Below are 22,985 nucleotides of genomic sequence, written 5' to 3'. Positions count from 1 at the left end.
CACCACGTTGACCTAGAGAGCTTCCGATTCGGAGACTACCTGCACTGCCCCGGTCCGCTGGCGCAGCTTCGTTCGAGAGGTATTCGTGTAGATCGCCTCGACGATGGTGTCTGGGGTGATGTCCTCGCGGATCTCCTTACGGATCTCCCCGTCAGAGACGATGATGACGCGATCACACAACAGCGCAAGCTCGTTTTCATCCGACCCGGCAACGAGCACGGCAGCGCCGTCTCGAGCGGCACCACGCACGGCAGCGACGATCGTGTGTCTCGCACCGACATCTACGGCCTGAGTGGGCTCATGCAAGAGGAACAACTGGGGAGTCATCGACAGCCACTTGGCAAGCACAACCTTCTGGGCGTTGCCACCACTCAGCGTGTTGACCGGAACATCTGGCAGTGGTGGGCGCACGTCAAGGCGCACGATCCAGTCCTGTACCAGTGCGCGTTCGCGCTTCGAGTCGAAGGGGAGGAGTTGCCGCTTAGAACGGCAACTCTGCGGGAAGGATGCGTTCTCCGCGACGGTCATCCCCATCGCGAGACCGCCGCGCTCACGGCCCTCAGGCACGAGCATGATGCCCGAGTCGATCGCGTCGGCCGGTGTGAGCTTGGTCACGTCGATCGTGCGGCCAGGGAGTTCAAGGGTGCCAGATCTGGCGGGAGATACCCCAGAGAGGAGGTAGGGGATGTCCTCAAAGCCACCTCCGGCAAGCCCGGTGATGCCCACGACCTCACCGGGGAAAATATCGAGCGAAAGGCCCCGGATCCCGCCACCAGATAGACCCCCTACGTGAACCGGAGTGGCGCTGCGGTCGATGCTCATAACACTGTCGTGTTCGAGATCCGCGAGGTTTCGTCCCAACATGAGCTTCGTGAGTTCTGCTTCGCTCATTCCCTCGACGACCTTGCCGCTTTCCACGACGCGTCCATCGCGAAGCACGGTGACTCGGTCAGCCGCGTCGACAACTTCCTCGAGACGATGCGTAATCATGAGCACGGCGGTTCCGGTGGACACGATGTCGTCGAGGATCTCGAAGAAGTGCTCGAGCGACTTGCGCCCGAGAGCGCGAGTGGACTCGTCGAAGATGATGAGGCCAGTACCGGGCTTGGCGTCCTGCACCGCACGAGCGATTGCGACTGTCGCGCGGTCCTCTTCCCTCAGGGAACCGACCGGAACATCGAGAGGAATCGATCGACCAAGCCGTTCAAACACCTCCAGCGCGGCAGCACGCTCCTCTTTCCAGTTGATTTTACGCCAGAGCCCGTGCCCCCGCAGACGGCCCACCCGAACGTTCTCAAGCACGCTCTGGCTGTCGACCAGGCCGAGGCTCTGGTGAACGACAGCGACGCCGCGCTGCTTCGACTCAGTGGGGTGCACGGGAAGGCTCAGGTCGTGGCCGTCGACAGCGACGCGGGTGCCGGCATCCGGCGTGTACAGGCCTGTCAGGACCTTGGCGACGGTGGACTTACCCGAGCCGTTCTGGCCGATGAGCGCGTGAATTTCTCCGGGTCGCACGTCAATTGCGACATCCCGCAATACGCGGGTGCTTCCGAATGTCATCCACAGGTTTTCGACCTGCAGACGGGGGGTGCCCTCAGGGGCGGGTGCAAGCACCCGCCCCTGAGAGGTCTCCGGTGAGAGCGGTTGGGTCACTTGACACTCCAGAGCGACTTGAAGTCGTCCTTGAAGGAGTCGGGGCCAAACCACTCGCCCGAGGCCTCGGCGCCTTCGCTGACATCTACGTCACCGATGTTTTCAGCGGTGAAGAGACGGGTCGGCATCACGTACGGGTAGATGTCCTGCCCGTTTGCCAAACGAAGGGCGCTGTCGATAAAGGCCCAGGCACCGAATGGAGCCGACTGGCCGGAAGCTGCGGCAACGTCGCCGTTGGCAACAGCTTGCAACGCGCCGAGGGTGGCAGCAGTGGTGCCGATCTGAGCCTGTGAACCCGAAGCGCGGGTCGCCGGGATGACGATCGGCAGGTATTGCGCGAACTGCGGTGCCACGTACTGGATGTTGGGATCCTGCAGGAGCTTGGTGTTCAGTTCACCCTCCAGTTGATTCTGGGTCGCCGTGGTGATGTCGATGGTCGTGACCGTGCAGTCGGGACAATCGGTGGCGAGCTGCGCGAGACCTTCATCAGCGAACTTCTGTGTGCCGGGACCATCCGCACTGCGCACGAAGAGCAAATTGCCCGCACCCTCTGAATCGACTGCGACCCAGGTGGCCAACTCGGTGACCATCTCAGTGCCGGGTGAATTCACGTTCGCCTGTGTCTCGCTCTCGGGGAACGCATCCTCGGAGAACTGGTTGCCATAGATGACCCTAACGCCGGCTTCTTGTGCGGCGTTCAGGGCGTTTGCCGCCATGCCGTAGTAGAAGCCGTCAGTAATGATGGCACCCACGTTCGCATCATTGCGCGCGGTGTCCACGCAGCTGCCGATGGTGGTGGGGTTGCCGCCACCGTCGCACACAGTCAGAGAAGCACCCACGGCGGAGACCGCCTCTTCGAGCACGGCTGCAGTCAGTGCGAACTGGGGTGCATAGTTGGTGATCGGCACGTAATGGATCGTCTTGCCCTCGAGCACCGTGCCATCCTTGATGGCCTCGGTCGGCATATCGTATTCGTCCTGCAGTGCCATGAACTCGGCGAGCTGTGCCTCAAGCCCTGACCCGCCCTCGGTCGTGGTGGTCTCCTCGGTGGTTTCCTCCGGGGCGGCCTCCCCGCTCGAACATCCGACGAGTACGAGTGCCGCGGCGACGGTGCCGGCGGCAGCGAGCGAGCGGAGGCGGCCGCCCCTGGTGCTGGTGATCTTCATGTGTCTCTCCTTTGTGACAACGGTGGGTTTTGAGGAAATGAAAGTTTGCGTGGCTAGCGGGATCGCCGACCGAGGATGGTGGAAATGGTCACGGCGATGACGAGCACCCCTCCGTAAAAGACCTGTTGCACCCATCCCTGCGCGCCGAGTATTTGGAGGCCTAGGACGCCGGTCGAGAGGAAGAAAATGGCGATCAGGGTGCCGAGGGGGTTGAAACGACCTGGCTGGAGCACCGCGGAACCGAGAAACGTCGCCGCGAAGATCGGAAGCAGGTACATCTGCGAGACACCCGCGTCGAAGCCGCCGGTTCCAGCCGCTGCCAGCACGCAGCCGATACCAGCGATGAGGCCGGCCATGACGAAGGCGCCAAGGCGGATTCTCGTCACGCGAACCCCAGCGAGCCGACTCACCTCGCGATTCTCGCCCACAAAGCGCATGTTGCGTCCGAGGGGGGTGAACCTCAAGATGTAGGCAAAGATCAGCATCAAGATCAGGCCATAAAAGAAGCCAACAGGAAGGCCAAACACAGTGAAGAGGGTGATCTGCGAAAAGTCCTTCGGGAGACCAAACACGGTGGTCATGTTGGTGGCCCAGAGCCCTACACCGAGAAGGAAGGTTCCCATACCGAGAGTAACCACAATCGTGTTTACGCCCAGCCTGACGATGAGATAGGCGTTGACCACTCCGACCACGGTCGCGACGACGATCGCGACGGCCGATGCAATCCAGACGTTCCAGTCGTGATTGACGTTGAGCACCGACACGGTGACGGCGGCGAGACCGAAGTTCGAGGCGACCGACATGTCGACGAATTCGCCCACGATGATGGTGCAGAGCAGGGCTGCAGTCAGGAAGATAAGCGCCTGGTTCTGCTGGCTGCCGAAGATTGTTCGGAACGTGCCCTGGGTGAGAAAGGTCTGCGGTATCAGTGCGGCGTAAAGCCCCGCGAGTGCGATCCAGACGCCGACCACGGCGTATCGGGAGCTGAACTGGCCGAGTCGATTACGGAAGGAGGCCTCCGCTGAATCGACGCTGATCACACCCGTGTATTCGTCGGTGGTGGTCGAGGTGTCGGCCATGTGGTCGTGCTCCCGTCTGCCGCTACTCTGCGGCGGTAACTCCGTCCTCGCCCTTCGCGAATCACGGTTGACAGGTCGGAACTGATGACAATGTCGAACTAATAATATTATTATGCCAAATTGAGTATAGGCAGAAAATCGGGCACGACTAACGCCATGACGATAACGATTTGGATCATGGTGCAAGCTCCCTTGATTGCGGTGCCTGACTTAAAATTGACAATCTCGAAACCTGTTCGCACGATCGCACCAAACATCACGCATAAAGATATACACGAAATCGTGTGCGATCTGAATTTGAAATAGAGACCCTTCAAGTGGGGCCGCCGGCGATGGGATGCAAGCGTCGAGATCCCTGGAGCGTGTGTATAAATCGCCGAGTTTTCGGGGGGACGGACACGACTATTCGCATGAGCGAGATAGGGGACACACACAGTCCCAGCGCTGATAGATGTCAGTCAATTTGGTGCGCGAGGGGGGACTTGAACCCCCACACCCGAGAGTACTGGAACCTAAATCCAGCGCGTCTGCCAATTCCGCCACTCGCGCGAGCGAGTATTAGCCTACCGCCCTCTGACGCGAGAGTAGGCTAGGTCATGCTTCAGCGCGCCGCTTTGCGCTGAGAATAGTGAGCGATAAGGAGCCCCAGTGACCCGCAGCATTCGGCTTGCAGTGATTCCCGGCGACGGTATCGGGCCGGAGGTGATCGATCAGGCGAATCGAGTGCTTGACGCGGTTGTAGCTGGCACAGGGGTGTCGTTCAATCGCACGTTCTTCGAACTCGGGGCGGAAAGATACCTTCGCACGGGCGACACGCTTCCCGAAGGCGAGCAGGCCAGGCTCGCGGAGCACGAGGCCATTTTGTTCGGTGCAGTCGGAGGGGTGCCCGGCGACCCTCGCCTGAAAGACGCAAATATTGAACGTGGCCTTCTCCTGAAGCTACGTTTCGACTTTGACCACTACGCAAATGTGCGCCCGTGCAAGCTGTTCCCCGGAGTCGTTTCCACACTCGCGAACCCGGGGGAGGTCGATTTTGTCGTCGTTCGTGAGGGGACCGAGGGGCCGTATGCCGGTAACGGCGGTCGGCTGCGCCCGAACACGCCCGCCGAGGTTGCGACGGAGGTCTCGGTCAACACCGCCTTTGGTGTGGAGCGCGTCGTTCGCTACGCCTTCGAGACCGCATCCCGTCGCCCTCGGAGAAGGCTCACGTGGGTGCACAAGACCAATGTCCTTGTCCATGCTGGATCGACCTGGCAACGCATTGTGCGGGCGGTGGCCGCGGATTTCCCAGAAATCGCCGTCGATTACATGCACGTCGATGCCGCGACGATTCACATGGTGCAAGACCCGGCACGTTTTGACGTCATCGTGACAGACAACCTTTTTGGTGACATCTTGACCGATCTCGCTGGCGCGATCGGTGGAGGTATTGGCCTTGCCGCATCGGGAAACATCAACCCCACGGGATCATTTCCCAGCATGTTCGAACCGGTGCACGGTTCCGCCCCTGACATCGCTGGACAGCAGATCGCTGATCCGACCGCGGCGATCCTTTCCGCGGCCCTCATGCTTGACCACTTGCAGCTCTCAGAGCTCGGCAATCGTGTGCGCGACGCGGTGCGGGAGGATCTCGCGACGCGGGGGAGCGTTCCGCGATCCACCCGTGACATTGGCGATGCCATCATCGCGAAAATCACTTCCCGCTGACGCTTAAACCCCTACGCATCACTAGCATCGCCGCTTTGCTCGGCAGAAAGCACTCGTCATGACCGATCTCACGTTTACACATACCGAGGCCAGTCGGCTGCCCGCGGCCGAGCGACTCGCGATCCTCGAAGATCCGGGATTCGGGAAGCGGTTCACCGATCATATGGTCTCCATCATCTGGGATCGCGAAATTGGCTGGCATGACGCAGAGGTAGTGCCCTACGGGCCCATTCCCATGGACCCGGCATCGTCTGTGCTGCACTACGGGCAAGAGATTTTCGAAGGGATGAAGGCGTACCGACACCCGAACGGCGACATCGTCACGTTCCGGCCGGAGGCAAACGCAAAGCGGTTGAACGAGAGCGCGCGGCGACTTGCCTTGCCCGAATTACCAGTGGATCTCTTCGTCCGCGCGGTCAACGAACTGATTGCGATTGATGCCGAATGGGTACCGAAGGGCTCGGACCAGAGTCTGTATCTTCGCCCATTCATGATCTCCGATGAGAGTTTCCTCGGGGTGCGCGCTGCGGAACGCGCTCGATTCATGGTAATCGCGAGCCCGGCTGGTCCGTACTTCACCGGCGGTGTGAAGCCGGTGTCGATCTGGCTCTCTGAGAGCCATTCCCGAGCCGGGCACGGAGGCACTGGAGCTGCGAAGTGCGGAGGCAACTACGCAGCCTCGCTCCTCCCCACCCGTGTCGCACAAGAACATGGGTGTGCGCAGGTACTCTTCACCGACTCGAATACTCCTGACACGATCGATGAACTGGGCGGGATGAATCTGTTCCTTGTGCGCGCAGATGGCACCCTGATCACACCCCGACTGAACGGAAATATTCTGGCGGGAATCACACGCGACAGTCTCATCCGGCTCGCGAAGGATCGTGGGCTGGACGTTGAGGAACGTGAGGTGACGGTGAGCGAGTGGCAGGCGGGCGTCGCTGACGGATCGATCGTTGAAGCGTTCGCGTGTGGCACTGCGGCAGTGATCACCCCCATTTCGCGCCTGGAAAGCGAGCGAGGGGTGCTCGTTGATTTCGGCGACCAAGCACCGGGCGAACTCACGATGTCGCTGCGTGAGCAACTCACCGGCATTCAATTCGGTACTGTCGAGGATCGATTCGGCTGGATATCTCGGGTAGTGGCCGGGGGCGACGGGAAATGAAAGTCGCGCGCTTTCGCACCCACGACGCAATCACCTTTGGTGTACTTGACCAGGCTGAGAACGGTGAGGGCGTTGAACTCGTCGAACTGGTCGCAGACCCGATGGTCGCCGGGTATGAGACGACCGGGCGCCGCTTTCGCCTTGAAGATGTCAAGCTCCTCGCCCCCGTGATTCCACGATCGAAGATCATCGGCATCGGGAAGAACTATCTGGCCCATGTTGAGGAAATGAGAGACGTGACCGGCGGTGAGGCTCCCGAAGAGCCGCTTCTGTTCCTCAAGCCCAACACCTCGGTGATCGGTCCCGATGACACGGTTATTCGCCCGAGCATCTCTCAGCGGGTTGAGCATGAGGGTGAGCTTGCGGTAATCATCGGAGCCGTCGCGAAGGAAGTTCCGGAGGAGCGTGCACTCGAGGTGGTCTACGGATTCACGTGCGCAAACGATGTGAGCGCCCGGGACCTGCAGGTGAAGGATGGTCAGTGGGCCAGGGCCAAAGGCTTCGACACCTTCTGCCCGCTGGGGCCGGTAATCGAAACCGATCTCGATCTCTCCGACGCGCATATCGAGACCCGAGTGAACGGTGAGGTCCGCCAGAGCGGCTCAACCGCTCAGTTGATTCACTCCATTGCGAAGATCGTTGCACACGCGTCACAGGCGTTCACGCTCCTGCCGGGCGATGTGATTCTGACTGGCACCCCTGCAGGAGTTGGTCCACTTGAGTCGGGAGATGTGGTCGAGGTTGAAATTGAGGGAATCGGAATCCTGCGCAATTCAGTAGTGTGAATCTCAGTTCACTCGGCAAACGAGTGAACTGAGAGAGGACGGTCTTCAGTGACAACTTCCGATGGGGCAGACCTCGCAACTCGGGTGCGACTCCTTGAGGAAGAGAACGGGAGATTGCGCGCAACTGTTGCGGCTTCCGGAACAGGTACGGGCTGGAAGACGCGGGTCCGCACGATCGTCGCGGTGCTCTGTATCTCCCTCGCCGCGATCCTGATTCCTTTTGGTGTTCTCGCTACTTGGGCTGAGAGCCAACTCCTTGACGAAGGACGGTTCATTGAGACCTTTGCGCCACTGGCTGAGCACCCCGTAATACAGGCGGAGATCACCGCTCAGGTCTCCAACGTTATCGATGCTGAGCTCGATATCGATGGATTGACGGATGCCGTCTTTGATGGCGTGATTGGGCTCGGGCTTCCAGATACCGCCAGCGCTGCGCTCAATCTTCTGCGTCAGCCAGCGGCGGATGGCGTGCGCGGCGCCGTAGCGAACGGGGTATCGCAGGTCGTGGCCTCCGATGCCTTCGCTGCGGCGTGGGAGCAAGCGCTCCGAGTGAGTCATCGTGCATTTATCGCGGCAGCGAGCCAAGATGCGAACACAGACAACACATTGACGATCGACAGCGACGGAACGGTCGCGATTCAACTCGCCCCGATTATCGAGGCGGTGAAGATCTCGCTCAGTGATCGGGGCTTTGCGTTCGCCGCTGCCATTCCTGTCATCCAGGCCGAGCTCCCCATCGCGCAGAGCGACGCTCTGCCAGCGCTGGCACTCGCGGTCACACTGACCACACTGCTCGGTTGGTGGCTACCGGTGATCTCCGCGGTGCTGTTGATCGCCGGCGTATTGACTGAGCCCCGCCGTTCACGAGCCGTATTCGGGGCAGGCCTCGGCCTGATGATTGGGTCCGTCATTCTGCTGGTGCTGTTCGAAGCCGTCGCCGCAGTGCTGAGATCGCAGGCACCCTCCATCGGGATCGGGGCCGAAGCGCTTGCCGTGCTGTTTTCGCAGGTCGTGAGCGGATTGCGGTCTGTGGCATCCGTGATCCTCATCGTCGGATTGGTGATTGCCACTCTTGGACTCAGTTTCGGCGGATCCCGCAGGTCTGTCGCACTCCGGGCGTGGATTGCAGTGACGACAGTGCGGGTGCAACGCCGGTTCACTGAGTGGGGTCTGCGTTCTGAGATAGTGGGTCGCTGGCTCGTGAAACTCAGGGTCCTCACACGAGTACTGCTGGTGGCACTCGTGTGGCTGTTGCTCGCGCTGCTTCCGTTAACTGTTGGATGGGTGCTGGTGATCGCAATATTCTCGCTCTTCCTATGGTGGTTGCTCATCGTTTTTGAGCTTCCAGGTGACCTTCGTGGTGAAGCTGCGACAATAGAGAGTAATGGATCCTTCGAAACTCACTCATGATGCGCAGCCCGGCCAAGGTCGACTCATTCCCACGGTCTCGGCTGCCGAGCGAACGCGCCCGCAGGCCAGGCCTCGCGCCGAGGGTTGGAAGCAACTCACCGGCCCCGACGGTCGACCAACCCTGCAATTCGCCTCGCCTCGGGTAAAGCAACCACCCACGCACCTCGCCGACCTCACGTTGACGGAGCGAGAGGCGAAGATGCGAGAGCTCGGACTTCCTGCGTTTCGTGCAAAGCAGGTGTCCCAGCATTACTTCGTGCACCACACCACCGATCCCGAACTCATGACCGATCTCCCGCGCGATCGTCGCGATGAGATCGTGCAGGAGTTTTTCCCGCCGCTTCTGACCGAAGTGAAGCGTTTGACCACCGACGACGGTGCGACGGTCAAGTTCCTCTGGCGACTCTTTGATGGAGCCTTAGTGGAATCGGTACTCATGCGCTATCCCGGCCGCATCACTCTATGCGTCTCGAGCCAGTGCGGGTGCGGCATGAACTGCCCTTTCTGCGCCACGGGACAAGCCGGCCTGACCCGCAACATGTCAACCGCTGAGATCCTGGATCAAATCGTGCAGGCGAACCGCGTCATTTCCGAGGGAGGCCTAGGCCGCGGCCGCGAGGTCGGCAACGGAGCTGAGCCTGAGCGCGTCAACAACATTGTCTTTATGGGCATGGGGGAGCCGCTCGCCAACTACAAGCGTGTGATGAACGCCGTCCGTCGGATGGTTGCACCGGGTCCGGAAGGCCTGAGCATGAGCGCACGGGGCATCACGGTTTCTACGGTCGGGCTGGCTCCCGCGATCCGAAAGCTTGCAGATGAAGACATTCCAGTCACCTTTGCGCTGTCTCTCCACGCCCCAGACGATGAGCTTCGTGACGAACTCATTCCGGTGAACAGTCGCTGGAAGGTCGATGAGGTGCTGGATGCGGCGCGAGGCTACTTTGAAAAGACTGGCCGACGAGTCTCAATCGAGTACGCGCTGATTAAAGATATGAACGACCACGCCTGGCGCGCAGATCTGCTCGCCGACAAGCTCAACGCACGGGGTCGAGGCTGGGTGCATGTGAATCCCATCCCGCTCAACCCGACTCCGGGTTCTGTGTGGACAAGGTCTGAGTCCGGGGTTACCCGGGAATTCGTCAATCGTCTGAACGACGCGGGAATCCCCACGACTTTGCGAGATACGCGTGGCAAAGAGATCGATGGGGCATGCGGGCAGCTGGTGGCGACTGAGTCGGATCGACGTGATGCGGACCTCATGGGAAGCGCAAACGCATAACCTCACCGAATATGTATCGCGTTTGCGTATCGCCGCGATTATCATAGGGGGATGAGTACGCCCCGCACGCCCGATCCGCTTGGCTCAATTGACTCGACGGAATTGAGAATTCTGCATGCGCTTGCGACGACCGGTTCACTGACCGCCGCTGCAGCAAGCCTCGGCCTAAGCCAACCCGCGGTGAGTCAGCGAATCAAGCGGGTTGAGACACGACTTGCGGTGCCCCTGATCGAGCGACAAGGGCGGGGTATCCGGCTGACCACCGCGGGCAAGATCTTGGCGGATCATGCCCGCACCGTCGTGGCTGAAATCGATGCCGCACTTGCCGCTATCGACGACCTGCGCGGCGAACGCGGTGGGGTACTCAGGCTTGTTGGCTTCCCCTCGGCCTCTGCCACCATCGTTCCGGCAATAATGCGGCGCCTCGCAGAAGAAGCGCCGGAGGTCTCGCTGCAGTACCGAGAAGCCGAACCTCCGGGTGCGGTGAGTCTGCTGCGCGACGGCGAGGTCGACTGTGCGTTGATTTTTGATTATGCAGGTGCGGCGGAACTTCCGGCAGGGAGCGTGTTCACCCCGCTTTGGCGCGAGACCGTGAGCCTTGTGCTTGCGCGCGATCGTGCGACGGGGGTCAGTGAGGCGCACCTCGGCGACTACGCGGAAGAGCACTGGATCGCGGGCTGTGAGAAGTGCCGGGGTCACCTCCTTGCGGCCGCCGCAGAAAACGGCTTTGAACCCGACATCATTCAGGAGACTGACAATGTGCCGGCGATGCTGGCGATGGCCGCCGCTGGGGGTGCTGTTGCACTGGTTCCAGGGCTCGCGCTCGCCGCCGCGCGCACCCTGCCCGATGATGCCGCGGCGCTGCCGCTCGATCCGCCTCGGTATCGCACCATTGGACTCGTATCCATGGATACCGCGAACGAGAGTCCGCAGGTTCGCCTATGTAAGCGACTGCTCTCCCACGTCGATGGGTCTGCCTGGCACCTCGAGCCTGCAGCATGAGCCCGGCGCCCGAAATCCGACAGAACGCGACGAACGCGACGGCACTTCTGACACCGGATGAGCAAGTCCGCGTGCAGCGTCGCACGGTACTGATGCTCGCGACGACCACCATTCTGGGTGGGCTCGGAATCGGTGCAGGGTTCTCCGCGGGTGCTCTCCTCATCACCGAGGTGACCGGCAACGCCGCAATTTCTGGACTCTCCGCCACCATGAATGCGGTGGGAGCTGCCATCGCGGGCATCCCACTGGCCCGACTTGCCGCACGGCGCGGCCGCCGCCTCGCACTGTCGCTCGGCAACCTGATCGCTGTCGTCGGCGCGATGATGGTGATTATCGCGGCCGTGTTGAACGCCGGACTGTTTCTCTTCGCGGGGCTCGCCGTGCTTGGTATTGCCACCGCGGTGCAACTACAGGCGCGCTTCAGCGCGGCCGACCTGGCGGCTCCCGACCGGCGAGCGCGCGATCTGTCGTTGGTGGTCTGGTCGATCACGATCGGCGCTGTGGTGGGACCAAACCTCATCGGTCCGGGTGCAATTGTCGGCACGTCGCTCGGCCTCCCAGAACTCTCGGGGGTCTTTGTATTCACCCTGCTTGCGCAAGCGGCCGCGGGCGCGGTCACGTGGTTCGGACTCCGGCCCGATCCGCTACTGGCGGCCCGGGCGTTGGTTGGCCGGCAGGAAACTGGTCCGGCTCCGGCAAAATCTGTTGGCACTTCGATGGCACACTCCGGATCGAACCGCGTAGAACTCTCTCAGGTTTCGGGGGCAGCCAGAACCTCGACCCAGGTGATGATCATCGCGCTTATTGCGACCGCGCATGCGGTGATGGTTGCGATCATGGCGATGACCCCGCTCCACATCACCGAGCACGGTGGAAGCATCACGCTGGTCGGGCTCACCATCAGTTTGCATATCGCAGGAATGTACGCACTGTCTCCGGTATTTGGCATGCTCGCAGGTCGATTCGGATCTCCTCCGGTGATGCTTGGTGGCTTTGGGATCCTCGCGGCGGCGCTTGCGTGCACGGCTTTCGGAGGGGACTCACACGTTGTAATTCAGATTGGGCTTGTGCTTCTCGGGCTGGGTTGGGGCGCAGTGACGGTCGCGGGTGCGGCGCTTCTCACGGAGGTGACCCCGGCAGGAATCCGTCCGAAACGACAGGGGCAATCAGACACGGTCATGAATGCCTCCGGGGCGCTTGCCGGCGCTACTTCGGGTGTGCTGTTCGCAATCGGTGGTTTCCCGCTCCTCTCGCTCCTCGGGGCTATCCTGGTTGCCTCGGGAGTGGTGCTCGTGCTGCGCCTCTTCTCACTCGTGCGTCGCTAGACTGGGGGCAATGTCTACTTCCGTTGAACCCCAGTTTTCCACCGCCACCGGTAGCGACGTGCGAGTGCGCTTCTGCCCGTCCCCAACGGGTACCCCGCACGTCGGCATGGTGCGCACTGCGCTCTTCAACTGGGCCTATGCGCGGCACACGGGCGGCACATTTGTCTTCCGCATCGAAGATACGGATGCGGCTCGTGACAGCGAGGAGAGCTATCAGCAGATCATCGACTCTTTGCGTTGGCTCGGTCTTGACTGGGACGAAGGAATTGATGTCGGCGGCCCCCACGCGCCCTACCGGCAGTCTGAGCGCAGTGAGATATATCGTGAGATCGCGGATCGCCTCCTGGCGGCCGGATACCTCTACGAGAGTTTCTCCACGGCGGAAGAGATTGATGCTCGGAATGCAGCGAGTGGTCGACCGAAGCAGTTGGGCTACGACAATTATGACCGCGATCTGACCGACGAACAGCGTGCCGCCTTTCGTGCGGAAGGACGCGAGCCAGCATTGCGTTTTCGCGTTCCTGAGATAGACCTTTCATTTCCCGATCTCGTTCGCGGAGAGATTTCCTTCCCGGCGGGTTCCACGATTGACTTTGTGGTCGTCCGACCCAATGGTGCCCCGCTGTATACGCTGACGAACCCTGTTGATGATGCACTCATGGGCATCACGCACGTCCTCAGGGGAGAAGACCTGCTGTCGTCGACCCCACGCCAGATTGCACTGCACCGCGCACTGGTCGACCTGGGAATTGAAGAGGCGATCCCCCAGTTCGGGCATCTTCCCTACGTTATGGGGGAGGGCAATAAGAAATTGTCGAAGCGCGACCCCGAGTCAAACCTGCTGCATCATCGCGAACGGGGTTTCATTCCGGAGGGTCTCCTGAACTACTTGTCGCTGCTCGGGTGGTCACTCTCTGCTGACCGCGATATCTTCACTCGGGAAGAAATGGTCGCGGCATTTGACGTGGTGAATGTGAATCCGAACCCGGCACGCTTCGATCAGAAGAAGGCCGACGCGATTAACGCCGACCACATTAGGCTGCTCTCGGCGACCGACTTCGGCGAGCGGATCATGCCCTATCTCGTTGCGGGTGGCGTCCTCCCCATTGAAGCCAGTAGTCAGCAACTCGCCACGGTGCAAGCTGCGGTGCCGCTGGTGCAGAGCCGTGTCACCGTGTTGAGCGAAGTCGTAGGGATGCTGGGCTTCCTCTTCACGACTGCGGATGCGCTCGAGTACGACGAAGCCGCGCTCGCATCGCTGCAGGCTGATGCTGCGCAGGTGCTTGCAGCAGGGCAGCGCGCACTCGAATCGATCCCCGCTGAAGAGTGGAATACCGAGCGCATTCAAGCGGCGCTGCAGGAGGCCCTGATCGACGGGCTAGGACTGAAACCACGCGTCGCCTTTGGCGCGCTGAGGGTCGCCGCTTCAGGGCGCCGTGTCTCGCCACCGCTCTTCGAATCGTTTGAGTTGCTTGGCCGTGAAGATTCCCTTGCCCGGCTTGCCCGCCTTGCCCGGCGAGTGGAGGAGGGGTTGAAGTGACCACCCCTGTCTCGGCGAGCGGTCACCTACCCGTCGGTGTCGCCATTATTGGCGGCGGTCCGGCTGGCCTTTCCGCAGGTGTCAATCTGGTTCGCGCGAATCGCCGCATTGCGATCATCGATTCGAATCGACCTCGGCATTCGGCGACACTGCAATCTCACGGCTTCCTCACGCGCGATGGGTCTTCCCCGCTTGAGCTGCGGCGCTTGGGTCGAGAGGAGTTCGAGCGGTATCCAACCGCAACGTTCGCCCAGGCGATCGTGAACGAGGTCTCTCCGCTGTCGGTCGACGAGGCCCATGCCACCGGGTTTCCTGACGGCATCGGGTTTCGGGTGCGCGGAAGCGGTGTACGCGGTGCGGCAGATGTTGAGTTCCTCGCCCGCCGGGTGCTGATCACGGCTGGCCTCACCGAGGAATTGCCGCCATTTCCCATGATTCGCGCCTTCTATGGCACCGCACTGCACAGCTGCGTGGAGTGCGACGGTTTTGAGAAGACAGATAAGCCGCTGGTGCTCATTGGTGAGACCTCAGATGTCTTCGGACGGGCATTGCTCATCAGTCGCTTTAGTAGCGACCTCATTGTCTTCACCAATGGTGCCGACACGGTTCGCCCGGATCAGGAACGGCAGCTGGAGAGCATTGGCATTCGAGTCGAGCGCCGTGCCATCGACGATATCGTCGGAGAGAAGGCCGAAATGACCGGCGTCCGGCTCACGGATGGCACCGTGATCGCACGGGTCGGCGGTTTCGTGAGGCCACGATGGCACGCACCGGTCGAGTTCATTGGCGATCAGCCGTTGAACCGAGACGATTGGGGTCTCGTTGTGGTGAGCAGTCGGGGCGAGACTTCGATCCGCGGCGTTTACGCGGCCGGCGACATTGTGCCGCCCGGTCCGCAACAACTCATCATCGCGGCGGGCGGCGGGGCACAGGTCGCCGCAAAACTAAACATGGATTTGATTCACGGGGCGCTTGGGGTGGGTCAAATTGACGACTGAGACGAAGGCTCCCGCGTTGTCCGTTCCAGGGGAGAGGGTGGCGGCTCTCGGCCAGCGATACGCGATCATCCTGTCGACCTTTATCGGCTTGCTGTTGATCAGCAATATCGTTGCAGTGAAGCTCATCGCCGCCGGGCCTCTGATCGTCGACGGTGGGGTGTTTCTGTTCCCCCTCGTGTACATCGTGGGGGATGTGCTCGCAGAGGTATACGGCTGGAAGGCATCCCGCCGGGCGATCATTACCGGGTTTCTTCTGTCTGCACTTGCCTCACTCACGATCTGGGTGGTTCAGCTCAGCCCGGCAGCGCCGGGATGGGAAAATCAGGATGCATTCGAGGCGGTTCTCGGATTCGTTCCTCGAATCGTACTCGCGAGCCTCACTGCGTTTTTTGTTGGACAACTCGTGAACGCCTGGGTCCTGGTGCGCCTGCGCGAACGAAGCTCCGGCAGGTTTCTCCGCACACGCCTGATCGGATCCACACTTATCGGTCAGCTCGTCGACACGGTTGTGTTTTGCACGATCGCATTTTATGGCGAGATTTCAGGCTGGGACTTCATCGGGTATGTCGCACTCGGATATGCAATTAAGTGTCTTGCTGAAGTTGTGCTTCTTCCCGTGACGACGCGTGTGATCGCTAGGGTGCGTGCCGCGGAAGCCGCAGCTATTTTGTAGTTCCGTAGATTCGTCCGAGGGTCTCTTCACGAAGTTCGACGAACGTGTCGTCGATGATGCTCTGGCGAATCTTATCGACGAGTCGCACGATGAAACGCACATTGTGGATCGTCGCCAGGGTCGATGCCATCATCTCATTTGCCTTGTACAGGTGATGGAGGTACGCGGCGGTATAGTTCTCACACGTGTGGCAATCGCATTCCGGGTCGAGTGGCTCAAAGTGGCGTCGCTGTTTCGCAGATTTCGCGTTGATCCGCCCGGTGGATGAGTACATGGTTCCGCCGCGAGCCTGCCTCGATGGTGCGACGCAGTCAAAGGTGTCAGCACCTGCAGCGACACCCGCGAACAGATCATCAGGCTCGGCGATACCGAGGAGATGTCGGGGTTTGTTCTCGGGGAGTTCATCACTGACCCATCCGACGATCTTGCCCAGCTCGGTCTTCTCGAGCGCACCGCCAATCCCAAAGCCATCGAAAACCTGATCCTCGTGAAGGTCTCCGGTCAGGCTGGCCAGACCGCGTGCCGCTTGTCGCCGCAAATCCTCGTACTGAGCACCCTGCACGACACCGAATAGGGCCTGGTATGGCCGATGGCTCCGTTCAAGGGTGAGTTTCGCGTGCTCGTCGAGGCACCGCACGGCCCATCGCTCAGTCCGAGCAACCGAATCCTCTTGGTACGGGCGGGTGTTTAAGAGGGTGGTGCACTCATCAAATGCAAACGTGATGTCTGCGCCCAGCTGGTGTTGGATCTGCATCGACACCTCGGGAGTGAACCTGTGCTTGTCACCGTTGATGAATGATTTGAACGTCACACCGTCTTCGTCGACGTGCGCGAGCCGATCCTTGGTTTTCGCGATCACCTCGGCGTCGACGTATGCCTGCTCGGACATAGAGATGACCTTCTTGAAGCCAACGCCAAGCGACATCACCTGGAAGCCACCGGAATCCGTGAAGGTTGGTCCGCTCCAGTTCATGAAGCGACCAATGCCGCCAGCTTCATCAATCAAATCCGCGCCGGGCTGTAAAAACAGGTGATAGGCATTCGCCAAAATCGCCTGGCCTCCAAGTTGCCCGACCGTTTCCGGGTGCAGCGACTTCACCGTGGCTTTCGTGCCAACAGGCACGAAGGCCGGAGTCTGGATGTTTCCATTCGGAGTGTGGATCACGCCGGCCCTGCCGAGTGGCTTGCCATTGGTACCGCGAAGCCCCCCTCGTTCCAGTCGGTGCTCGATTTCGAAACTGAAATCGCGAGAAGAGGGAAGGCCTGAGGGGGGAGCTGTTTCTTGCACCCGTCTATCTAAGCAGGTCGAAATTGAGGCCTCACTCGGTGAACATCCGCCAAATATATGGCGACACGCCCGGACACTTGGGCCGGTTTGCGGGGGTGGTGGAATCCGGCCTATAGTTAACACTCGTTGGCAGGGAGCGAAAAGCTCCTGAGTCAGACAAGATCTCCACCAAGATCAGCGGGTTGTAAGCATCAATTCGTTCTGATAAAGTTGGAAGTCGCCTCTCTCACCACCTTGTGTGGTCTCGGGTCTTCGGGCGTGGGAAATCATTGTTGATCGTTACTGGTTCGCTGGTTCATCGATTTGCAGGGATGATTTGGGTGTGGTAAGTTAGGAAAGTTGCTCTTCGGAGGGCCTGCGGGTCGTTACGGGGGGTGTCTGGTCCTTGAGAACTCAATAGTGTGCACTTAATTGTCAAATGCCAAATTTTATATCCCGTCATCGGGGCCTGTATGGGTTTCGGTGGTGTGATTCTTTTGGATGAATAATTCGGATTGTCAGTACTGGCCTCCTTTGGGGGTTGGTTGATGGTTTGTTTTTGTTTGTCAGGTCAAACTCGTTGCTTGCTGGCTTATTCCGCTGGTTTGTGACATCAGTATTTTACGGAGAGTTTGATCCTGGCTCAGGACGAACGCTGGCGGCGTGCTTAACACATGCAAGTCGAACGATGAAGCCCAGCTTGCTGGGTGGAAGAGTGGCGAACGGGTGAGTAACACGTGAGTAACCTGCCCATCACTCTGGGATAAGCGCTGGAAACGGCGTCTAATACTGGATATGAACAGCGGCCGCATGGTCAGTTGTTGGAAAGATTTATTGGTGATGGATGGACTCGCGGCCTATCAGCTAGTTGGTGAGGTAATGGCTCACCAAGGCGACGACGGGTAGCCGGCCTGAGAGGGTGACCGGCCACACTGGGACTGAGACACGGCCCAGACTCCTACGGGAGGCAGCAGTGGGGAATATTGCACAATGGGCGCAAGCCTGATGCAGCAACGCCGCGTGAGGGATGACGGCCTTCGGGTTGTAAACCTCTTTTAGTAGGGAAGAAGCGCAAGTGACGGTACCTGCAGAAAAAGCACCGGCTAACTACGTGCCAGCAGCCGCGGTAATACGTAGGGTGCAAGCGTTGTCCGGAATTATTGGGCGTAAAGAGCTCGTAGGCGGCTTGTCGCGTCTGCTGTGAAAACCCGAGGCTCAACCTCGGGCTTGCAGTGGGTACGGGCAGGCTAGAGTGCGGTAGGGGAGATTGGAATTCCTGGTGTAGCGGTGGAATGCGCAGATATCAGGAGGAACACCAATGGCGAAGGCAGATCTCTGGGCCGTAACTGACGCTGAGGAGCGAAAGCATGGGGAGCGAACAGGATTAGATACCCTGGTAGTCCATGCCGTAAACGTTGGGAACTAGATGTAGGGCCTGTTCCACGGGTTCTGTGTCGTAGCTAACGCATTAAGTTCCCCGCCTGGGGAGTACGGCCGCAAGGCTAAAACTCAAAGGAATTGACGGGGGCCCGCACAAGCGGCGGAGCATGCGGATTAATTCGATGCAACGCGAAGAACCTTACCAAGGCTTGACATATTCGAGAACGGGCCAGAAATGGTCAACTCTTTGGACACTCGTTTACAGGTGGTGCATGGTTGTCGTCAGCTCGTGTCGTGAGATGTTCGGTTAAGTCCGGCAACGAGCGCAACCCTCGTCCTATGTTGCCAGCACGTTATGGTGGGAACTCATGGGATACTGCCGTGGTCAACACGGAGGAAGGTGGGGATGACGTCAAATCATCATGCCCCTTATGTCTTGGGCTTCACGCATGCTACAATGGCCGGTACAAAGGGCTGCGATACCGCGAGGTGGAGCGAATCCCAAAAAGCCGGTCTCAGTTCGGATTGGGGTCTGCAACTCGACCCCATGAAGTCGGAGTCGCTAGTAATCGCAGATCAGCAACGCTGCGGTGAATACGTTCCCGGGCCTTGTACACACCGCCCGTCAAGTCATGAAAGTCGGTAACACCCGAAGCCGGTGGCCTAACCCTTGTGGAGGGAGCCGTCGAAGGTGGGACTGGTGATTAGGACTAAGTCGTAACAAGGTAGCCGTACCGGAAGGTGCGGCTGGATCACCTCCTTTCTAAGGAGCACTCGGAACCTTTGGTTTCGTAGATTGCCCAGATCATCACCGAGTGTGTGGTGCTGGGTGCTCATGGGTGGAACATTTGACAACAGGGTGTCTGCTGGTGTGGTGGGGGTAGTACGCAAGTCTTCGGGTTTGTTGGAACTCTCTGTCATGGTGGTGGGTGTCCGTTTTGTGCACATTATTGGGTCCTGGAGGCCTAGACCGTTCGTGCTCTTTTGGGGGTGTGGGTGGGCTTGGTTTCTGACCCTTCGCTGTGAGACGTGTTGCTTATGGTGGGGGGATCGACCGTACGTTGAGAACTACACAGTGGACGCGAGCATCTTTGAAACACAATGTGTTTCATGAAATAAGGTCTGAGCGCGTGGATTGCCTTTCGGGGTGGTGTGCGTGTTTATTCTCTTTACTTATGTGATTTCAAGTTTTAAAGAGCAAACGGTGGATGCCTTGGCATCTGGAGCCGAAGAAGGACGTAGTAATCTGCGATAAGCCTCGGGGAGTTGATAAACAAGCTGTGATCCGAGGATTTCCGAATGGGGAAACCCCGCCAGGGCGCGTGCGTGCCTGGTGACTCCCGCCTGAATATATAGGGCGGGTAGAGGGAACGTGGGGAAGTGAAACATCTCAGTACCCACAGGAAGAGAAAACAATAGTGATTCCGGGAGTAGTGGCGAGCGAAACTGGATCAGGCTAAACCGGTCATGTGTGATACCCGGCAGGGGTTGCATGGTCGGGGTTGTGGGACATGCCTGGAGATTCTGCCGAGTCTTCGACGTGAGCGTCAAGTTATAGAGGAACAGCTTGGAATGGCTGATCGGAGAGGGTGAGAATCCCGTACTCGAAATGGCTTGGCCGCGTGGTGTGTATCCCAAGTAGCACGGGGCCCGAGAAATCCCGTGTGAATCTGTCAGGACCACCTGATAAGCCTAAATACTTCCAGATGACCGATAGCGGACTAGTACCGTGAGGGAAAGGTGAAAAGTACCCCGGGAGGGGAGTGAAATAGTACCTGAAACCGTTTGCTTACAATCCGTTGGAGCAGCCTTGTTGCTGTGACAGCGTGCCTTTTGAAGAATGAGCCTGCGAGTTAGCGGCATGTGGCGAGGTTAACCCGTGTGGGGAAGCCGTAGCGAAAGCGAGTCTGAATAGGGCGATTCAGTCGCGTGTCCTAGACCCGAAGCGAAGTGATCTATCCATGGCCAGGTTGAAGCGACGGTAAGACGTCGTGGAGGACCGAACCCACTTAGGTTGAAAACTGAGGGGATGAGCTGTGGATAGGGGTGAAAGGCCAATCAAACTTCGTGATAGCTGGTTCTCTCCGAAATGCATTTAGGTGCAGCGTTGCGTGTTTCTTACCGGAGGTAGAGCTACTGGATGGCCGATGGGCCCTACAAGGTTACTGACGTCAGCTAAACTCCGAATGCCGGTAAGTGAGAGCGCAGCAGTGAGACTGTGGGGGATAAGCTTCATAGTCGAGAGGGAAACAACCCAGATCGCCAACTAAGGTCCCAAAGCGCGTGCTAAGTGGAAAAGGATGTGGAGTTGCTGTGACAACCAGGAGGTTGGCTTAGAAGCAGCCACCCTTGAAAGAGTGCGTAATAGCTCACTGGTCAAGTGATTCCGCGCCGACAATGTAACGGGGCTCAAGCACGCCACCGAAGTTGCGGCATTCAGCGTATAGACAAGCCTTCGTGGTTCAGTCCGTTGGATGGGTAGGAGAGCGTCGTGTGGGCAGTGAAGCGGCGGAGTGATCCAGCCGTGGAGCCCACACGAGTGAGAATGCAGGCATGAGTAGCGAAAGACGGGCGAGAAACCCGTCCTCCGGAAGACCAAGGGTTCCAGGGTCAAGCTAATCTGCCCTGGGTAAGTCGGGACCTAAGGCGAGGCCGACAGGCGTAGTCGATGGACAACGGGTTGATATTCCCGTACCGGCGAAAAACCGTCAAACGCTGATCCATGAGTGCTAAGTATGTGAAGTTGGGTTTGATCCTTCGGGTGATTTCCTTTCGGAGTGTACGAACCCGAATTGGTGAGGTGAGCGTATTAACAGGTGTGACGCAGGAAGGTAGCTGGTCCCGGGCGATGGTTGTCCCGGGCTAAGCATGTAGCCCGAACCGTAGGCAAATCCGCGGTTCATTTGAGGGTGAGATGTGATGGGGACCCGTAAGGGGAAGTCAGTGATCCTATGCTGCCAAGAAAAGCATCGGCGCGAGGTTTTAGCCGCCCGTACCCCAAACCGACACAGGTGGTCAGGTAGAGAATACTAAGGAGATCGAGAGAATCATGGTGAAGGAACTCGGCAAAATGCCCCCGTAACTTCGGGAGAAGGGGGGCCATCCACTTATACGGATTTACTCCGGAAAGGGTGTGGTGGCCGCAGAGACCAGTGGGAAGCGACTGTTTACTAAAAACACAGGTCCGTGCGAACAAGCAATTGGATGTATACGGACTGACGCCTGCCCGGTGCTGGAAGGTTAAGAGGAGAGGTCAACCCTTCGGGGTGAAGCTTTGAATTTAAGCCCCAGTAAACGGCGGTGGTAACTATAACCATCCTAAGGTAGCGAAATTCCTTGTCGGGTAAGTTCCGACCTGCACGAATGGCGTAACGACTTCCCAGCTGTCTCCACCATGAACTCGGCGAAATTGCATTACGAGTAAAGATGCTCGTTACGCGCAGAAGGACGGAAAGACCCCGTGACCTTTACTACAGCTTGGTATTGGTGTTCGGTGTGGCTTGTGTAGGATAGGTGGGAGACTGTGAAGCAGGGACGCTAGTTCTTGTGGAGTCATTGTTGAAATACCACTCTGGTCATATTGGATATCTAACTACGGACCCTGATCGGGTTCTGGGACAGTGCCTGGTGGGTAGTTTAACTGGGGCGGTTGCCTCCTAAAGAGTAACGGAGGCGCCCAAAGGTTCCCTCAACCTGGTTGGCAATCAGGTGGCGAGTGTAAGTGCACAAGGGAGCTTGACTGTGAGACTGACAGGTCGAGCAGGGACGAAAGTCGGGACTAGTGATCCGGCAGTGGCTTGTGGAAGCGCTGTCGCTCAACGGATAAAAGGTACCTCGGGGATAACAGGCTGATCTTGCCCAAGAGTCCATATCGACGGCATGGTTTGGCACCTCGATGTCGGCTCGTCGCATCCTGGGGCTGGAGTAGGTCCCAAGGGTTGGGCTGTTCGCCCATTAAAGCGGTACGCGAGCTGGGTTTAGAACGTCGTGAGACAGTTCGGTCCCTATCCTCTGCGCGCGTTGGAAATTTGAGAGGATCTGACCCTAGTACGAGAGGACCGGGTTGGACGGACCTCTGGTGTGCCAGTTGTTCTGCCAAGGGCATGGCTGGTTGGCTACGTTCGGGATGGATAACCGCTGAAAGCATCTAAGCGGGAAGCCGGCCTCGAGATGAGATTTCCGTCACCCTTGTGGTGGTGAGGCTCCCAGGAGATTACTGGGTTGATAGGCCAGATGTGGAAGCACTGTAAGGTGTGGAGCTGACTGGTACTAATAAGCCGATGGCTTGATAATCATTTATGCATGAGTAAGTGTGAGTTTGGTCCTTCTAACGATGTTTCGCGTCCGCTTTGTGGTTCTTGACGTACGGCCACGACCTGGTGCTTGAACTCTTGTTGGGGTTTGGGTGGGTGGGTTTTGGTATGTCAATAGTGTTACGGTGGTTATAGCGTCAGGGAAACGCCCGGTTACATTCCGAACCCGGAAGCTAAGGCTGACTGCGCCGATGGTACTGCACTCGGGAGGGTGTGGGAGAGTAGGACACCGCCGGACCTCTT

14 protein-coding genes, 1 tRNA gene and 3 rRNA genes are annotated in these 22,985 nt (G+C 59.1%); 13 read left to right on the top strand and 5 right to left on the bottom strand.

The window, feature by feature from the left end:
• Window positions 1-12 precede the first annotated feature (12 nt).
• The 4 genes from ACR0R4_RS08710 to ACR0R4_RS08695 all read right to left on the bottom strand — a co-directional run bounded on the left by ACR0R4_RS08710 (window position 13) and on the right by ACR0R4_RS08695 (window position 4,447).
• The gene (locus ACR0R4_RS08710; protein ID WP_433646970.1) at window positions 13-1,653 is read right to left on the bottom strand and encodes a sugar ABC transporter ATP-binding protein; all 1,641 of its coding nucleotides are present in this window, start codon (window positions 1,651-1,653) and stop codon (window positions 13-15) included.
• A complete protein-coding gene (locus ACR0R4_RS08705) occupies window positions 1,650-2,819 on the bottom strand; it encodes a sugar ABC transporter substrate-binding protein (protein WP_433646969.1) in 1,170 nt (389 codons plus the stop codon). The genes ACR0R4_RS08710 and ACR0R4_RS08705 overlap by 4 nt, the downstream gene beginning before the upstream one ends.
• Before the next feature lie 53 nt (window positions 2,820-2,872).
• Entirely contained in the window at window positions 2,873-3,898 is a 1,026-nt protein-coding gene (locus ACR0R4_RS08700) for an ABC transporter permease (RefSeq protein ID WP_433646967.1), read from the bottom strand.
• Window positions 3,899-4,362: 464 nt separating this feature from the next.
• A tRNA-Leu gene (locus tag ACR0R4_RS08695) sits at window positions 4,363-4,447 on the bottom strand.
• Window positions 4,448-4,546: 99 nt separating this feature from the next.
• Between ACR0R4_RS08695 and ACR0R4_RS08690 the strand changes: the two genes are divergently transcribed.
• Genes ACR0R4_RS08690 through ACR0R4_RS08645 form a run of 10 tightly spaced genes read left to right on the top strand, consistent with a single transcriptional unit; the run spans window position 4,547 to window position 15,782 of the window.
• A complete protein-coding gene (locus tag ACR0R4_RS08690; protein ID WP_433646966.1) occupies window positions 4,547-5,605 on the top strand; it encodes a 3-isopropylmalate dehydrogenase in 1,059 nt (352 codons plus the stop codon).
• A 58-nt stretch (window positions 5,606-5,663) separates the two neighbouring features.
• Window positions 5,664-6,770, top strand: coding sequence for a branched-chain amino acid aminotransferase (locus ACR0R4_RS08685; protein ID WP_433646965.1), 1,107 nt, complete (start codon window positions 5,664-5,666; stop codon window positions 6,768-6,770).
• Complete coding sequence (locus ACR0R4_RS08680; protein ID WP_433646964.1) at window positions 6,767-7,555, top strand: fumarylacetoacetate hydrolase family protein; 789 nt, start codon at window positions 6,767-6,769, stop codon at window positions 7,553-7,555. Before ACR0R4_RS08685 ends, ACR0R4_RS08680 begins: the two co-directional genes overlap by 4 nt.
• 48 nt (window positions 7,556-7,603) lie before the next feature.
• A complete protein-coding gene (locus ACR0R4_RS08675) occupies window positions 7,604-8,965 on the top strand; it encodes a hypothetical protein (RefSeq protein WP_433646962.1) in 1,362 nt (453 codons plus the stop codon).
• The gene (rlmN, locus tag ACR0R4_RS08670) at window positions 8,940-10,244 is read left to right on the top strand and encodes a dual-specificity RNA methyltransferase RlmN (protein ID WP_433646961.1); all 1,305 of its coding nucleotides are present in this window, start codon (window positions 8,940-8,942) and stop codon (window positions 10,242-10,244) included. The genes ACR0R4_RS08675 and rlmN overlap by 26 nt, the downstream gene beginning before the upstream one ends.
• A gap of 51 nt (window positions 10,245-10,295) precedes the next feature.
• Window positions 10,296-11,246 (top strand): LysR family transcriptional regulator, encoded by a 951-nt coding sequence (locus ACR0R4_RS08665; protein WP_433646960.1) that lies wholly within the window; start codon window positions 10,296-10,298, stop codon window positions 11,244-11,246.
• Window positions 11,243-12,571 carry an MFS transporter gene (locus ACR0R4_RS08660; RefSeq protein WP_433646959.1) on the top strand — a complete coding sequence of 443 codons (1,329 nt, stop codon included), beginning with the start codon at window positions 11,243-11,245 and terminating at the stop codon, window positions 12,569-12,571. The genes ACR0R4_RS08665 and ACR0R4_RS08660 overlap by 4 nt, the downstream gene beginning before the upstream one ends.
• Before the next feature lie 10 nt (window positions 12,572-12,581).
• On the top strand, window positions 12,582-14,111 hold the full coding sequence (gene gltX, locus ACR0R4_RS08655) for a glutamate--tRNA ligase (RefSeq protein WP_433646958.1): 1,530 nt from the start codon (window positions 12,582-12,584) through the stop codon (window positions 14,109-14,111).
• A complete protein-coding gene (locus tag ACR0R4_RS08650) occupies window positions 14,108-15,109 on the top strand; it encodes an NAD(P)/FAD-dependent oxidoreductase (RefSeq protein WP_433646957.1) in 1,002 nt (333 codons plus the stop codon). Before gltX ends, ACR0R4_RS08650 begins: the two co-directional genes overlap by 4 nt.
• Window positions 15,099-15,782 (top strand): queuosine precursor transporter, encoded by a 684-nt coding sequence (locus ACR0R4_RS08645; protein ID WP_433646955.1) that lies wholly within the window; start codon window positions 15,099-15,101, stop codon window positions 15,780-15,782. Before ACR0R4_RS08650 ends, ACR0R4_RS08645 begins: the two co-directional genes overlap by 11 nt.
• Here the strand turns inward: ACR0R4_RS08645 and tgt are convergent.
• Window positions 15,772-17,070, bottom strand: a complete 1,299-nt coding sequence (gene tgt / locus ACR0R4_RS08640) for a tRNA guanosine(34) transglycosylase Tgt (protein ID WP_433646953.1) — start codon at window positions 17,068-17,070, stop codon at window positions 15,772-15,774. The two genes, ACR0R4_RS08645 and tgt, sit on opposite strands and share 11 nt — an antisense overlap.
• A gap of 599 nt (window positions 17,071-17,669) precedes the next feature.
• On the opposite strand from tgt, the gene ACR0R4_RS08635 reads away from it, so the two are divergent.
• The 3 genes from ACR0R4_RS08635 (at window position 17,670) to rrf (ending at window position 22,980) form a co-directional block, all read left to right on the top strand.
• Window positions 17,670-19,192, top strand: a 16S ribosomal RNA gene (locus tag ACR0R4_RS08635).
• A gap of 418 nt (window positions 19,193-19,610) precedes the next feature.
• Window positions 19,611-22,722 (top strand): 23S ribosomal RNA (locus tag ACR0R4_RS08630).
• A 141-nt stretch (window positions 22,723-22,863) separates the two neighbouring features.
• Window positions 22,864-22,980: ribosomal RNA gene (gene rrf / locus ACR0R4_RS08625) — 5S ribosomal RNA — on the top strand.
• The 16S, 23S and 5S rRNA genes sit together here, the layout of an rRNA operon.
• Window positions 22,981-22,985 lie beyond the last annotated feature (5 nt).

The organism is Leucobacter fengyongliangi (assembly GCF_050971685.1).
Lineage (GTDB): Bacteria > Actinomycetota > Actinomycetes > Actinomycetales > Microbacteriaceae > Leucobacter.
The sequence above is the reverse complement of the archived record's forward strand: the minus strand, read 5'-3'. Positions and strand labels throughout refer to the sequence as shown.

Excerpts from the sequence above, each read along its gene's own strand:
- ACR0R4_RS08705 (WP_433646969.1), bottom strand. The coding sequence starts at position 2,819 with ATGAAGATCACCAGCACCAGGGGCGGCCGCCTCCGCTCGCTCGCTGCC.
- ACR0R4_RS08660 (WP_433646959.1), top strand. The coding sequence starts at position 11,243 with ATGAGCCCGGCGCCCGAAATCCGACAGAACGCGACGAACGCGACGGCA.
- ACR0R4_RS08700 (WP_433646967.1), bottom strand. The coding sequence starts at position 3,898 with ATGGCCGACACCTCGACCACCACCGACGAATACACGGGTGTGATCAGC.
- ACR0R4_RS08685 (WP_433646965.1), top strand. The coding sequence starts at position 5,664 with ATGACCGATCTCACGTTTACACATACCGAGGCCAGTCGGCTGCCCGCG.
- ACR0R4_RS08665 (WP_433646960.1), top strand. The coding sequence starts at position 10,296 with ATGAGTACGCCCCGCACGCCCGATCCGCTTGGCTCAATTGACTCGACG.
- gltX (WP_433646958.1), top strand. The coding sequence starts at position 12,582 with ATGTCTACTTCCGTTGAACCCCAGTTTTCCACCGCCACCGGTAGCGAC.
- rlmN (WP_433646961.1), top strand. The coding sequence starts at position 8,940 with ATGGATCCTTCGAAACTCACTCATGATGCGCAGCCCGGCCAAGGTCGA.
- ACR0R4_RS08680 (WP_433646964.1), top strand. The coding sequence starts at position 6,767 with ATGAAAGTCGCGCGCTTTCGCACCCACGACGCAATCACCTTTGGTGTA.